Source organism: Saccharothrix sp. ALI-22-I (assembly GCF_001984175.1).
Lineage (GTDB): Bacteria > Actinomycetota > Actinomycetes > Mycobacteriales > Pseudonocardiaceae > Actinosynnema.
On sequence record NZ_MTQP01000053.1, the window covers coordinates 155880 to 170132 of the forward strand.

Annotated in this window: 14 protein-coding genes; 8 read left to right on the forward strand and 6 right to left on the reverse strand. The window is 70.1% G+C overall.

The window, feature by feature from the left end; all coding sequences use genetic code 11:
• Nucleotides 1-17 precede the first annotated feature (17 nt).
• Nucleotides 18-1586 carry a polyprenol phosphomannose-dependent alpha 1,6 mannosyltransferase MptB gene (mptB, locus tag ALI22I_RS13340; protein ID WP_179118216.1) on the reverse strand — a complete coding sequence of 523 codons (1569 nt, stop codon included), beginning with the start codon at nt 1584-1586 and terminating at the stop codon, nt 18-20.
• Nucleotides 1587-1696: 110 nt separating this feature from the next.
• Between mptB and ALI22I_RS13345 the strand changes: the two genes are divergently transcribed.
• The 8 genes from ALI22I_RS13345 to ALI22I_RS13380 are packed head-to-tail and all read left to right on the forward strand — an operon-like array spanning nt 1697 to nt 8298.
• A complete protein-coding gene (locus ALI22I_RS13345) occupies nt 1697-2398 on the forward strand; it encodes a helix-turn-helix transcriptional regulator (protein ID WP_077005788.1) in 702 nt (233 codons plus the stop codon).
• Nucleotides 2395-3840 carry a Fe-S cluster assembly protein SufB gene (gene sufB, locus ALI22I_RS13350; RefSeq protein ID WP_077005789.1) on the forward strand — a complete coding sequence of 482 codons (1446 nt, stop codon included), beginning with the start codon at nt 2395-2397 and terminating at the stop codon, nt 3838-3840. Before ALI22I_RS13345 ends, sufB begins: the two co-directional genes overlap by 4 nt.
• A 1-nt stretch (nt 3841) precedes the next feature.
• Entirely contained in the window at nt 3842-5017 is a 1176-nt protein-coding gene (gene sufD, locus ALI22I_RS13355; RefSeq protein WP_077005790.1) for a Fe-S cluster assembly protein SufD, read from the forward strand.
• Nucleotides 5014-5334: a non-heme iron oxygenase ferredoxin subunit gene (locus ALI22I_RS13360; RefSeq protein ID WP_077005791.1), complete on the forward strand. Its 321-nt coding sequence runs from the start codon at nt 5014-5016 to the stop codon at nt 5332-5334. The genes sufD and ALI22I_RS13360 overlap by 4 nt, the downstream gene beginning before the upstream one ends.
• A gap of 34 nt (nt 5335-5368) precedes the next feature.
• Nucleotides 5369-6142 carry a Fe-S cluster assembly ATPase SufC gene (gene sufC, locus ALI22I_RS13365; RefSeq protein WP_077005792.1) on the forward strand — a complete coding sequence of 258 codons (774 nt, stop codon included), beginning with the start codon at nt 5369-5371 and terminating at the stop codon, nt 6140-6142.
• A 46-nt stretch (nt 6143-6188) separates the two neighbouring features.
• A complete protein-coding gene (locus ALI22I_RS13370) occupies nt 6189-7466 on the forward strand; it encodes a cysteine desulfurase (RefSeq protein WP_077005793.1) in 1278 nt (425 codons plus the stop codon).
• Nucleotides 7466-7909, forward strand: a complete 444-nt coding sequence (gene sufU / locus ALI22I_RS13375) for a Fe-S cluster assembly sulfur transfer protein SufU (protein ID WP_077005794.1) — start codon at nt 7466-7468, stop codon at nt 7907-7909. The genes ALI22I_RS13370 and sufU overlap by 1 nt, the downstream gene beginning before the upstream one ends.
• The gene (locus ALI22I_RS13380) at nt 7906-8298 is read left to right on the forward strand and encodes a metal-sulfur cluster assembly factor (RefSeq protein WP_077005795.1); all 393 of its coding nucleotides are present in this window, start codon (nt 7906-7908) and stop codon (nt 8296-8298) included. Before sufU ends, ALI22I_RS13380 begins: the two co-directional genes overlap by 4 nt.
• A 148-nt stretch (nt 8299-8446) precedes the next feature.
• Here the strand turns inward: ALI22I_RS13380 and ALI22I_RS13385 are convergent, their stop codons facing one another.
• The 5 genes from ALI22I_RS13385 to ALI22I_RS13405 all read right to left on the reverse strand — a co-directional run bounded on the left by ALI22I_RS13385 (nt 8447) and on the right by ALI22I_RS13405 (nt 13920).
• Entirely contained in the window at nt 8447-8860 is a 414-nt protein-coding gene (locus ALI22I_RS13385) for a CBS domain-containing protein (RefSeq protein WP_077005796.1), read from the reverse strand.
• 71 nt (nt 8861-8931) lie between these two features.
• Nucleotides 8932-10044 carry a carboxylate-amine ligase gene (locus tag ALI22I_RS13390; protein WP_083751679.1) on the reverse strand — a complete coding sequence of 371 codons (1113 nt, stop codon included), beginning with the start codon at nt 10042-10044 and terminating at the stop codon, nt 8932-8934.
• Between the two features lie 89 nt (nt 10045-10133).
• Nucleotides 10134-11837 carry an EAL domain-containing protein gene (locus tag ALI22I_RS13395; RefSeq protein ID WP_077005797.1) on the reverse strand — a complete coding sequence of 568 codons (1704 nt, stop codon included), beginning with the start codon at nt 11835-11837 and terminating at the stop codon, nt 10134-10136.
• 40 nt (nt 11838-11877) lie between these two features.
• Entirely contained in the window at nt 11878-12951 is a 1074-nt protein-coding gene (locus ALI22I_RS13400; RefSeq protein ID WP_077005798.1) for a lycopene cyclase family protein, read from the reverse strand.
• Complete coding sequence (locus ALI22I_RS13405; RefSeq protein WP_077005799.1) at nt 12952-13920, reverse strand: MASE1 domain-containing protein; 969 nt, start codon at nt 13918-13920, stop codon at nt 12952-12954.
• Nucleotides 13921-14253 lie beyond the last annotated feature (333 nt).

A 14253-nucleotide genomic window follows, 5' to 3' on the forward strand; every position in this document is an offset into this window, starting at 1 on the left:
GTTACACCCCGATCGGACTACGCGGAGCCGGGCACCGGGTCGCGTTTGATCAGGGGGATGACCTGTTTGCGGGCGACGAACAGGCACACCGCGAACGCGATCACCGCGCCGGTCACCGCCTGCGGCACGATGTAGGCGCGGCCGTCGAACGCCGAACCGGTCGGCGGCAGGATCACCGCGATCACCGCACTCGCGGTCGTCGCGAACACCCGGAACCGGCGCGCCAGCACGGCCGTGGCCAGCGGCAACGCCGCCCACAGCACGTACCACGGCTGGAGCACCGGCCCCAGCACCAGCACCGCGCCCAGGCCCGCGCCCAGCCCGTTGACCGCCTTGATCCGCCCCTGGAACGCCTTCCACAGCAGCGTCGCCGCGATCACCACCGACACCGCCTGCGTGACGATCCGCATCAGCGCGATCATCGACTCGGTGTGGTTGCCGAGCCCGAGCACCAGCCCCAGCCCGCCGCCCATGAACCCCAGCGCGGTGGGCGGCGACATCCAGCTCTTCACCGTGCCGGCCACGTTGAGCGTCTCCACCCAGCCGAACCCGAGCCCGGTGCCGACGCACGTGCCGACCATCACCACCCCGGAGATGACCAGCAGCAGCAGCGCCGCCCGGATCAGGTCGGAGAACCGCCCACCCCACCGCCGCGCGATCATCACGCCCAGGAACCCCAGCGCCAGCGCGGCCGGGATCTTCACCGCCGCACCCAATGTGATCATGGTCGCGCCGAGCACGATCCACAGCAGCTCTTCGCGCGTCATCGGCGTGCCCGGCTGGATCGGCATCTTGCGCAACGCCAACTCCAGCCCCACCAGCATCAGGCCGATCGCCAGGCCTTCGTTGTGCACGCCCACGACCAGGTGGAACAGCACCAGCGGGTTCGCCGCGCCCAGCCACAGCGCGCTCACCGGCGGCACGCCGAAGCGCCGCGCCAGCCGGGGCAGCGCCCACACGATCATCGCCAGCCCCACCAGCACCAGCAGGCGGTGCAGGAAGATGCCCGGCAGCACGCTGTCGCCGGTCACCATCGAGATGACCCGCCCGGCGGCCAGGAACAGCGGCCCGTAGGGCGCCGGCGTCTCACGCCATATGTTCGGCACGTTCTTCGTCAGGTCGTTCTCGACGCCCAGCGCGGTGGCCGGACCCATCTCGTACGGGTCCTGCCCGTTGGCCGCGATCTGCGACTGCGCCAGGTAGCTGTAGACGTCCCGGCTGAACATGGGCAGCACGAACACCAGCGGCGTGATCCACATCAGCAGCGTGCGGTCGAGCTGGCTGCGCGACATCAGCCGGGGACGCCCCGGCCGGGCGAACCGGCCCAGCCACAGCCACGCCGACACGATCAGGAAGATGCCGGTCCAGGCCACGCCCATGGACGCGCTGGGCATCCGCACGAACAAGCCCAGCAGCGGCGTGCCCGGCAGGGGGCTGAACACGGGCGCGGCGCCCGAGCCGAGCGAGCCCACGGCCAGCAGCAGCGCCCCCACGGTGCCCCAGCGGCGGATGACGTCGAGCTGTCGCGTCTCCGGGGCGTCGAGAGGTGCTGCCTCGCCGATCTCACTCCGGTTCGCCATCACCATTCCGCCCGCCGTCACGTCCGCAGGGTAGCGACCGGCCTGGGCGCGTGACTCGGGTCACCCGACACGGGCCGATCTTTGCGACCGGCGAGGAAATACGCAACACTGGTGTTGTGAAAAACGCCGGGATCGAGTCGACCGCCGTGCCGTCCGGGCACGACGGGCGCACCCGGCACGCCGTCGCACGGCTGCTGTTGGAGCAGGGTCCGGTCGCCGCGGCCTCGGTCGCGGAGCAACTGGGCCTCAGTCCCACGGCGGTGCGCCGGCACATCGACGCGCTGGTGGCCGATGGTGAGGCGATCGGCAGGGAGGCGCCCCGACAGGGGCAGCGCGGTCGGGGGCGCCCGGCCAAGCTCTTCCTGCTGACCGAGCAGGGGCGGTCCCGCTTCGGGCACGCCTACGACGACCTCGCCGTGGCCGCGTTGCGGTTCCTCGCCGAACAGGGCGGGGAGGAGGCGGTACGAACCTTCGCCGAACGCCGGGTGTCCGCACTCGTCGACCAGCACCGCGCGGCCATCGTGGCCCAGCCGGACGCCGCGGAGCGGGCCAAGGCCCTCGCCGTGGCGTTGACCAGGGAGGGTTACGCTGCCTCGACGCGCCACGTGGGCGCCGGCGAGCAGCTCTGCCAGCACCTGTGCCCGGTGGCCCACGTCGCGGCCGAGTTCCCGCAGTTGTGCGAGACCGAGACGGCGGCGTTCGCCGCCCTGCTCGGCACGCACGTCCAGCGCCTGGCCACCATCGCCCGCGGCGATGCCGTGTGCACGACGCACATCCCGAACACACCCCGGATCCCAGATGGAGGGGAGCCCGCATGACTGCCGCTGCCGAGCAGCGCACCACCACAGCCCCGCTCACCCAGGAAGAGACCCTGGCGAGCATCGGCAACTACGAGTTCGGCTGGTCCGACTCGGACGTGGCAGGCGCGAGCGCTCGCCGGGGCCTGAACGAGGACGTCGTTCGGGACATCTCGACCAAGAAGAACGAGCCGGAGTGGATGCTGGACTTCCGGCTGAAGGCTCTGCGCCTGTTCGACCGCAAGCCGATGCCGACCTGGGGTTCCGACCTGTCGGGCATCGACTTCGACAACATCAAGTACTTCGTCCGGTCGACCGAGAAGCAGGCGGCGACCTGGGACGACCTGCCCGACGAGATCAAGAACACCTACGACCGCCTGGGCATCCCGGAGGCGGAGAAGCAGCGCCTGGTCTCCGGTGTCGCGGCCCAGTACGAGTCCGAGGTCGTCTACCACAAGATCCGTGAGGACCTTGAGGAGCAGGGCGTCATCTTCCTCGACACCGACACCGCGCTCAAGGAGCACCCGGAGCTGTTCAAGGAGTACTTCGGCTCCGTCATCCCCTCGGGTGACAACAAGTTCTCCGCGCTGAACTCCGCGGTGTGGTCGGGCGGCTCGTTCATCTACGTGCCGAAGGGTGTCCACGTCGACATCCCGCTGCAGGCCTACTTCCGGATCAACACCGAGAACATGGGCCAGTTCGAGCGCACGCTGATCATCGTCGACGAGGGCGCCTACGTGCACTACGTCGAGGGCTGCACCGCGCCGATCTACTCGTCGGACTCGCTGCACTCCGCCGTCGTGGAGATCATCGTCAAGAAGGGTGGTCGCTGCCGCTACACGACCATCCAGAACTGGTCGAACAACGTCTACAACCTGGTCACCAAGCGCGCCAAGGCCGAAGCGGGCGCGACCATGGAGTGGATCGACGGCAACATCGGCTCCAAAGTCACCATGAAGTACCCGGCCGTGTTCCTGATGGGCGAGCACGCCAAGGGCGAGGTCCTCTCGATCGCGTTCGCGGGCGAGGGCCAGCACCAGGACGCGGGCGCGAAGATGGTCCACATGGCGCCGCACACGTCCTCCACGATCGTGTCGAAGTCGGTGGCGCGCGGCGGCGGCCGCACCTCCTACCGCGGCCTCGTGCAGGTCAACAAGCGGGCGCACCACTCGAAGTCCACGGTCAAGTGCGACGCGCTGCTGGTGGACAACATCAGCCGCTCGGACACCTACCCGTACGTCGACGTCCGCGAGGACGACGTGTCGATGGGCCACGAGGCCACGGTCTCGAAGGTCTCCGAGGACCAGCTGTTCTACCTGATGTCGCGCGGTCTCAACGAGGACGAGGCCATGGCCATGATCGTGCGCGGGTTCGTCGAGCCCATCGCGCGCGAGCTGCCCATGGAGTACGCGCTGGAGTTGAACCGCCTGATCGAGCTTCAGATGGAAGGGGCCGTCGGCTGACATGGCCGTCACCACCGAACAGCAGCAACACGGCCTGACGGCCCACTCGCACGGTGCCGGTGCTCCGATCTCCTCGCGCGCGGACCACTTCACGTCCTTCGACGTGAACGCGTTCGAGGTCCCGGGCGGTCGCGAGGAGATCTGGCGCTTCACCCCCATGAAGCGCCTGGCGAACCTGCACAACGGCGCCGAGGCCACCGGCACGGCGAACGTCGAGGTCACCGCCGCCGAGGGCGTCACGGTCGAGACCGTCGCCCGCGGCGACGAGCGGCTGGGCGTCGCGGGCACCCCCGGTGACCGCGTCGCCGCCCAGGCGTGGTCGGCGTTCACCGAGGCCACCGTCGTCACCCTCCCCGGTGACGCCAAGTCCGAGCCGACCACGATCACCGTGACCGGCGCGGGCGAGGGCAAGGTCGCCTACGGCCACCTCCACGTGCACGCCAAGCCGTTCGCCGAGGCCGTCGTCGTCATCGACCACCGCGGCTCCGGCGCCTACGCAGACAACGTGGAGTTCGTCGTCGGCGATGGCGCGCACCTCACCGTCGTCGCCATCCAGGACTGGGCCGACGACGCGGTGCACGTCTCGTCGCACCACGCCAAGCTCGGCCGCGACGCCAACTTCAAGCACACCGTCATCACCCTGGGCGGCGACGTCGTCCGGCTCACCCCCGTGGTCAGCTACGGCGGGCGCGGCGGCGACGCCGAACTGCTCGGCCTGTACTTCGCCGACGCCGGCCAGCACCTGGAGCACCGCACCTTCATCGACCACGCGGTGTCCAACTGCCGCAGCAACGTGGTCTACAAGGGCGCGCTGCAGGGCGAGGGCGCGCACACCGTGTGGATCGGCGACGTGCTCATCCGCGCCGCCGCCGAAGGCACCGAGACGTTCGAACTCAACCGCAACCTGGTGCTCACCGACGGCGCGCGCGCCGACTCGGTGCCCAACCTGGAGATCGAGACCGGCGAGATCGAGGGCGCGGGCCACGCCAGCGCCACCGGCCGGTTCGACGACGAGCAGCTGTTCTACCTCCAGGCCCGCGGCATCCCCGAGGACCAGGCACGCCGGCTGGTCGTGCGCGGGTTCTTCCACGAGATCCTGCTCAAGATCGCCGTCCCCGAGGTGCGCGAGCGCCTGGAAGCGGCCATCGAGGCGGAGCTCGAAGCGGTGGGCGTGTGATCAAGGTGTGCTCGCTGACCGACCTCGACGACCGCAAGCCCGCGGCGTTCGAGGTCGGCGACGGGTACACCCCGATCGTGCTCGTCCGCGACGGCGACACCGTGCACGCGCTGCGCGACCTGTGCACGCACGCCGAGGTCGCGCTCAGCGAGGGCGAGGTCACGCGCAAGGGCGTGGAGTGCTGGCTGCACGGGTCGTGCTTCGACCTGCGCACCGGCCGCCCGTCCTCGCCGCCCGCCACCGAGCCGGTCGACGTGTTCGCCGTCGAACTCCGCGCCGGTGACGTCTACGTGGACGTCACCACCACCAAGAACTGACTTTCGCTCGTCACACCAGGAGAACGAAGCACCAATGGCCACTCTGGAGATCAAGGACCTGCACGTCTCGGTCAACACCGACGAGGGCTCCAAGGAGATCCTCAAGGGCGTCGACCTGACCATCAACGCAGGCGAGACCCACGCCATCATGGGCCCCAACGGCTCGGGCAAGTCCACCTTGTCCTACGCCATCGCCGGGCACCCCAAGTACGAGATCACCTCCGGCAGCGTGCTGCTGGACGGCGAGAACGTGCTGGACATGACCGTGGACGAGCGCGCCCGCGCGGGCCTCTTCCTCGCCATGCAGTACCCGGTCGAGGTGCCCGGCGTCTCGATGTCGAACTTCCTGCGCACCGCCGCCACCGCCGTGCGCGGCGAGGCGCCGAAGCTGCGCCACTGGGTCAAGGAGGTCAAGGAGGCGATGTCCGACCTGGACATCGACCCGGCCTTCGCCGAGCGCTCGGTCAACGAGGGCTTCTCCGGCGGCGAGAAGAAGCGCCACGAGATCCTCCAGCTCGGGCTGCTCAAGCCGAAGATCGCGATCCTGGACGAGACCGACTCCGGCCTGGACGTCGACGCGCTGCGCGTCGTCTCCGAGGGCGTGAACCGGTACAAGCAGTCCGGTGACGTCGGCGTCATGCTGATCACGCACTACACCCGGATCCTCAAGTACATCTCGCCCGACTTCGTGCACGTGTTCGCCAACGGCCGCATCGCCGAGTCCGGCGGCCCGGAGCTGGCCGACAAGCTCGAAGCCGAGGGTTACGTGAAGTACATCGGGAAGCAGGAAGCCGCCAGCATCGGCTGACGTTGTAGTCGTTCGTGAACTCGTATCGAGAGGAGGCGTCGGGGCAGTGACCACCACCGCTACTCCACTGGACGTCGCTACCGTCCGGGCGGACTTCCCGATCCTGGGCCGCACCGTGCGGGAGGGCAAGCGGCTGGTCTACCTGGACTCCGGCGCCACCTCGCAACGCCCGAGGCAGGTCCTCGACGCCGAGCGCGCCTTCCTGGAGACCGCCAACGCCGCCGTGCACCGGGGCGCGCACCAGCTGGCCGAAGAGGCCACCGACGCCTACGAAGGCGCCCGGCAGAAGATCGCCGACTTCGTAGGCGTGGACTACGGCGAGATCGTGTTCACCAAGAACGCGACCGAGGGCGTCAACCTCGTCGCCTACGCGATGGGCAACGCGTCCACCTCCGGCCCCGAGGCCGAGCGGTTCCGCATCGGTCCCGGTGACGAGATCGTCGTCACCGAGATGGAGCACCACGCCAACCTCGTGCCGTGGCAGCAGCTGGCCGCCCGCACGGGCGCCACGCTGCGCTGGTTCGGCGTCACCGACGAGGGCAGGCTCGACCTGTCGAACCTGGACGAGCTGGTCAACGCCCGCACCAAGGTCGTCGCGTTCACCCACCAGTCCAACGTGCTCGGCACCGTCAACCCGGTGCGGTCGCTGGCCGACGCGGCGCGCGCGGTCGGTGCGCTCACCGTGCTCGACGCCTGCCAGTCCGTGCCGCACGGCCCGGTCGACTTGCACGCCCTCGGCGTGGACTTCGCGGTGTTCAGCGGCCACAAGATGCTCGGCCCGTCCGGTATCGGCGTCCTCTACGGCCGCCGCGAGCTGCTGGAGACCCTGCCGCCGTTCCTCACCGGCGGTTCGATGATCGAGATGGTCCAGATGGCGAAGTCCACCTTCGCCCCGCCGCCCGCGCGGTTCGAGGCGGGCGTGCCCATGACGTCGCAGGCCGTGGCGCTGGGCGCGGCGGTGGACTACCTCAACGCCATCGGCATGGACCGGATCGCCGCGCACGAGCACGCGCTCACCGAGGCGGCGCTGCGCGGCCTCGCCGAGATCCCGGGCGTGCGGATCGTCGGACCACTGGAGGTCGTGGACCGCGGCGGCGCGGTGTCGTTCGTCGTCGACGGCATCCACGCGCACGACGCCGGCCAGGTGCTCGACAGCCTGGGCGTCGCGGTGCGCGTCGGACACCACTGCGCGTGGCCCCTGCACCGGCGGATGGACGCCGCCGCCACCGTGCGGGCCAGCTTCTACCTGTACAACACACCGGCCGAGGTGGACGCGCTGGTCGACGCCGTCCGCGAGGCGCAGAACTTCTTCGGGGTGTCCTGATGCAGCTGCAGCAGATGTACCAGGAGATCATCCTGGACCACTACAAGAACCCGCACGGCCGCGGCCTGCGCGACCCGTTCGACGCCGAGTCGCACCAGATCAACCCGACCTGCGGCGACGAGGTGACGCTGCGGGTCAGCCTCGACGGCGAGACCGTGCGCGACGTGTCGTACGACGGCCAGGGCTGTTCGATCAGCCAGGCCTCCACGTCGGTGCTCACCGACCTGGTGGTGGGCCGGCCGATCGGCGAGGCGTTCAAGAAGATGGACGCGTTCGTGGAGCTCATGCAGGGCCGCGGCCAGGTCGAACCGGACGAGGACGTCCTGGAGGACGGCATCGCGTTCGCGGGCGTGGCGAAGTACCCGGCGCGCGTGAAGTGCGCGCTGCTGGGCTGGATGGCGTTCAAGGACGCGGTGGCACGCAGCGAGGGAGCAAAGGCATGACCGCCGAAGAAGACGTGGTGCGCGGCATCGAGGGCATGCCCGAACCGCCCGCGCCGAAGGCCGACGTGGCCGCCCTGGACGACGTCGAGGAGGCCATGCGCGACGTGGTCGACCCCGAGTTGGGCATCAACGTCGTGGACCTGGGCCTGGTGTACGACATCCGGGTGGACGAGGACAACGTCGCCCTGATCGACATGACCCTCACGTCCGCGGCCTGCCCGCTGACCGACGTCATCGAGGACCAGACCAGGTCCGCCCTGGTCGGCGGTGGCGGTGGCGGGATCGTCAACGACTTCCGCATCAACTGGGTCTGGATGCCCCCGTGGGGCCCGGAGAAGATCACCGACGACGGCCGCGAACAGCTGCGCGCCCTCGGCTTCACCGTCTGACCGCCCCACCGTCCGACACCCCCGGGCCTCACAGCCCGGACAGCTCCACCCCGAACGCCGCGCAGGGGTCCCCGCCGGGGGACCCCTGCTTTGATCTTACCGGTGGGGTCCGACAATTCCGGCCCCTCGGTGACCGTCCACGGCCGCGTCACCGGGCGTAGACGCGCTCCACGAACTCCGCGATCTGCCCTTCGTCCAGGTGCCGGGCGATGTCCGCCTCCGACACCATCCCGACCAGCCGGTGCTTCTCGATCACCGGAATCCGGCGGATCTGGTTCTCCTCCATGGTCCGCAGGACGTGCGACAGATCGTCGTTCGCGTCCACCCAGTGCAGGTGCCCGGCCATCTCCGTGGCCAGCATCGAAGCCGGGTCCCGCCCCTCCGCCACGCAGCGCAGCACGATGTCGCGGTCGGTGATGATGCCGTGCAGCCTGTCGTCCTGGCCGCAGATCGGTAGCGAGCCGACGCCCAGATCCCGCATCATCCGCGCCGCGTCGAGCATGCTCTGGTTCTCCTGGATGCACTGGACACCGGTTTTCATGATCTCCCGTGCGGTGGTCATGCCGAACCTCCTTGTTCGCCTCTGACCAGCATGCGCCGGCAAGCCGTTCCCAGCACCTCGACGCAGGAGCCTCAGGTCTGCGCCGCCAGCATCTCCACCACGTCCACGAGCGACCCGCGACGCCTGTAGGCCCGCCGCTGCCGCACCGCCCCCGTCCCGTCCATCAGCAACCGGTCGATCCCGTCGACCACCAGGTCCTCGTCCCCGGCCTCGTGCAACGCCGGACGCGTCCAGTCGACCAGCGACCGCACCATGTCCACCGCCGGCACCAGCCGACCGGTGTGCGGCTCGATCCCCGCGCCGTCCAACCCGTCCCGCGCCGCCCGCCACAACGCCGTCCGCAACACCAGATCCGGCACCCGGTGCGCGGGCCGCCCGGCCAGCGCCGTCCCCGCGATCGCCCGCACCAGAGCCGCCAGCAACACCGCCTCGTCCACGGTCGCCGCCACGTCGCACACCCGCAGCTCCACGGTCGGGTGCTTGGCCGACAGCCGCACGTCCCAGTAGACCATCGCCGAGTCCAACGCCGCCCCGGTCGACCGCAGCACCCCCGTGGTCCGGTGGTAGTCCTGCGCCGACTCGAACCACGGCGGTGCGCCCGCCGACGGCCACGGGCTCCACGCCAGGTAGCGCCAACTCGCGTACCCGGTGTCCCGCTCCTCCGAGAACGGCGAGTTCGCGCTGATCGCCAACAGCACCGGCAGCCACTGCCGCAGGTGGTTGCTGATCAGCACCCCCGTCTCCTCGTCCGGGATACCGATGTGCACGTGGCACCCGCAGATGGTCAGCCCGTCGACCAACGACCCGTACTCCGAGGCGATGGCCCGGTAGCGGTCGGTGTCGGTCAACGGCGGCGGCCGGACACCACCGAGCACCGGCGTCCCGGACGCCACGATCCGCGCGCCGTGCTCACCCGCCAGCGCCGCCAGCGCACGCCGCGCCGCGAGCAACTGCTCATGCACCTCGGCCATGCTCCGGCACACCGGCGTGGCGCTCTCCACCTGGTACCGGGTCATCTCCGACTGGAGATCCAACCCGGAACTCCAGTCGTCGAGCACGGCGCCCGCCAACGGCACCAGCACTCCGGTGTCGGCGTCGACGAGCAGGAACTCCTCCTCGACCCCCACCGAGAGCGGCAGGTCCGAGACGAATCGCGGAAGCGGTAAAGCGGTGACCTCGCTCACCAGGGACCTCCCTGCGCTGGGTAGTCAGCCTGATGCTATGAGTAATTGATCGGAGCGCACATGCATCCTTGCGGTGAACTTCGAACTTCCTAGCCCACCGCCAGGTGCGGCCCGCCGCGCAGGACGTCCACGTGGTCGCTCCCCGGCCGCCCCAGCACCCAACTGGTCCCGCGCAACGACTTCGCGTGCTCCTTCAACGGCGCGAGCAGCCGGGACACCTCCCGGTACGACCCCACCGACCCGGCCGCGCAGATCAACGTCGCCAGCGACAACGTCACCCCGCGACCCTCCGCCTCGAACGACACGTCCAGCACCCCGGCCGCGAACGGCACGACCTCGTTCAGCCCGGCGACCACCAGGAAGTCGTCACCGCCGACGTGCCCGATCTGCACCCCCGGGTACGCCGCCGCGCCGTCGGTCAACGACCGCCCGATCGCCCGGATCAGGTCGTCACCGGCCGCGAAACCCACCGAGTCGTTCACCCGCTTGAACGCGTCCACGTCCAGCCAGCCCACCGCGAACAGCTCGCCGCCCAGGATCCGCCGGTCCACCTCGCGCGCGATCGAGTCGCTGCCCGGCAGCCGGGTCAGCGGGTTCAACGCCGCCGCCTGCTCCACCTTCATCTCCGCGACACCGCGCACCACGTCCGCGACCCGCACCACGCCCAGGCACCGGTCGTCGTCGTCCACGACCACCAGATCGTCGTTGGTGCGCTCACGGTTGGCGTGCGCCACCACGTCCAGCAGCTCCAACGCGCTGGACTCCGCGCCGATCAGCTTCGGCTTGTCCGCCAGCCGCGCCGCCTCCCGGTTGGCGTGCAGGGCGTGCCCGAACGGCCCGGTCACCGCCAGCAGGAACCGGTTGCGGTCCACCGTCCACTGCGGCTTGCCGGAGTCGTCCACCAGCACCACGCCGCTGACCGTCGGCTGGTTCGCCAGCACCTCGCGCACCTCCTCGGACGTCGCCGAGTCGGGCAGCGTGGTCGCCGGGTGCAGGAAGTCGGTGACCTTCGGGCCGGACTTGCGCCGCAACGGCCCGGTCATCGTGTTGCTGACCGCCTCCGGGTCGTTGACCTCGCTCAACACCGCCGCGATCGTCGCGTCCACCTTGGGCCGCCGCTGCGCGCTCGCCAGCAGGTTGCCCTGCGCGAGCCGCACGCCGAGCCGGCGCAACGCGGCCAGCTGCGCCTCGGTCTCCACACCCTCCGCCACGACCAGTGAACCGATGTGCTCGCACAGGTGCTGCAACGCCTGGACCAACGCGTACCGGGCGAGGTCGGTGGGCAGCGCCACCACCACCTCGCGATCCAGCTTGACCATCTCCGGCCGCACCTCGGCCAGCAGCGACAACGGCGAGTCGCCCTCGCCCACACCGTCCAGGGCGATCCGGAACCCGTCCCGGCGCAGCCGGTCGATGCCCTTGACCAGCAGCCGGCGCGGCGCGCGCGAGTACGGCGTGCCGACCTCCACGACCAGGTCGGCCGGGGTGCGGCCGGCGTCGCGCAGCGCGCTGTACAGCGGGGCCATGAGCTCGGGTTTGTCCGCGATCGTCATCGCGAGCAGGTTCACGTGCAGCGGCACGCCCAGCCCGTGGTCGGCCGCGTGGCGGACCGCGCGGCACGCGAGGGCCACGTCGGTGTTGGCCAGGTACCCGGTGCGGAACGCCATCCGCAGCAGGTCCTGCACGGTGCCGTCGTGCGGCCGGGCCAGTGCTTCGACCGCCACGACCCCTCCGGTGTGGAGGTTGAACAACGGCTGGAAGGCGAAGCGAACGTCGTCCAGCAAGGCGGGCACGTCCCAATCCTGCCTGGTTGATCTTCTTTTGCCGAGAGCGTTAACCAGGTGTTTCCAAAAGTTTGGCCGAATGCACAGGGAATACCAGCCGGGCACGCATGGGCCAGCCCGCCGAACCGAACAGCCGGAGCATCGCGCGGGCGGTCCCCCGCAGGTCGTCGTGCCCGCCGAGGTAGTCACGTTGAAGACTGCCGGACAAATCGAAAAATTGGTTGAAGAATTCCGGAACCTGGTCAGGGCGCAGCGCCAGCAACGCCGCCAGACCTCTCAACCGCAACCGGCGTACTGTGCGTTCGGCCGCCGACCGCTTCACCGGTCGTCCGCCCGCGATCGCGTCCGCCACCACCGGCGCCCGCCGCAACGCCACCGCCACGCTGTACCCCGTCGCCGGGTGGATCCACCCGGCCGCCGCGCCGAACGCGCCGTCCCGCGCCCGCCCGTCCAACGTGATGCGCACCCGTTCCTCGCCCTCCGGCACCGGGATGCCGTGCGCGGCCAGGCGCGCGTGCAACCGCAGCCGCAGCTCGGGCAGCGGCAGACCCGGCCGGCGGGCCAACGACGTCTCCTCCAACAGCACCTCGTCCGCCGACACCGGGATCGCGTATAGGAACGTCGGATCGCCCGTCGTCGCCGCTGGCGGCTTGCGCCAATCCATGATCAGCGCCTCGTCCACCCCGACGAACGGCGCCGCCCGCTCCGCCGGGACCACCACGCCGACCGCCGTCTGCGCCGCCCGACCACCCACCGCGCCGGACGCGTCGACCACCCGACCGGTCAACACCCGACCGTCGGCCAACGTCGCCGTCACACCGGTCCGCTCGACCACCCGACCCGCGACGACCCGCACCTCGTCGGGAAGTCGCCGCAACCGCTCGTTGTCCAACACCGCGTACCCACGCGCCAGGACGTGCTCGACGGTGGTCACCGCACGGGCCTTCGACGTGGCCACCGCGATCGGGGCGTCGGCCGGCAACTCGTCCACCCACGCCGCGTAGGTCGCCCGCCACGGCCGCGCCGGATTCGGATCGACCAACGTCGTCCCGAGACCCCTCGCCGCACACGCCCGCGCCAACGCCCGTCCCGCCGGCCCGCCACCGACGACCACCACGTCCACTTAGCGCTTCCCCGGACGCTCGGGCGGCAGCACGTTGCTCAACAGCAGCGGCTGGTACTGCGACACCACGTCCGCCAACTGCGCCACGGTCCGCTCGATCGCCTCCCGCGCCGCGTTGCGCTCCACGATCGCCGCCGACAGCAACAACGCCGTCACCACCGCCGTCGCGTTGAACGCCTGCAACGTCACCATCCGCGCCACCAGGTCCAGCTCCGCGAACGGGCCGGTGCTCATCGCCGCGCCACGCGCCGCCAGGGTCGTCGCGATCAACGCGCACGGCGCCGTGCCGAGGTGCTGGAAGCGCAACGCCGCCCAGATGAGGAACGGGAACACCAGGTACATCAACCGGATGTCGTTGGTCGTGGCCACCGCCATGACCGCCGCCGTGCTCGCCAACAACGCCGCGGCCTCCAACCACCGGCGCACCGGGTGATTACGCAGGCGCAGCGAGCGGAACGCCAGGCCGAGCGGCACGAACACCAGCACACCCAGCGCGTCACCCGTCCACCACACCGACCACGTCGACCAGAACAAGGAGCCGTCGACCACGCCCGTCAGCAGGAGCGTGCCGGAGCCGATCGTCGCGCTGACCGCCATCCCCGCGAACGCGCCCAGCAACACCAGGGCCAGCACGTCACGCGTGCGGTCCAACTCCACCCGGAAGCCGACCCACCGGAGTAACAAGTAGGCGGCCACCGGGCCGAGGGTGTTGCCCGCGCTGATGAGGGTCGTCGCGCCGACGTCGGTGATCGTGGCGTTGACCGTGAACGCGCCTAGTGCGATACCCGGCCACAACCTGAGCCCGCCGAGCACCAGCGCGAGCACCGCGACACCGGTCGGCGGCCACAACGGGGTCACCTGGTCGTTGACCAACGCTTGGAGCAGGCCGAGACGTGCGCCCAGGTGGTAGCAAGCCGCGACCACGAGGACGTTGAGCGCGTACCGGCCGAGCCGAGGGGAGAGCTGCACCGGTCCAGCATCCACCGTTCCAGGGGGTCGCACCACGCCTAGCTGCGGAGATGGCGGAACCGACCCCCCGATTTGTCTCCGCGTGGGCCGGGGTGTAACTTTCTCTCTGCCAGCGCGGAACGGGCCGGAGAAAGACCGGAACGGAGCGCGGCGAACAAGCCCCCAGAAGCGAATCAGCAGCACAGCGTGCTGCCTCGGTTCTGGTACGGTGGAACAAATTGAATGCAAAGCGAGTTCATCGCGGAGCCGAGAAGCCGAAACCGGCCGATTTGACACCGCGAAAACGAACCAGCTAAGCTTTCAACACAAGCGAAACACGGAAACACAAAGCCC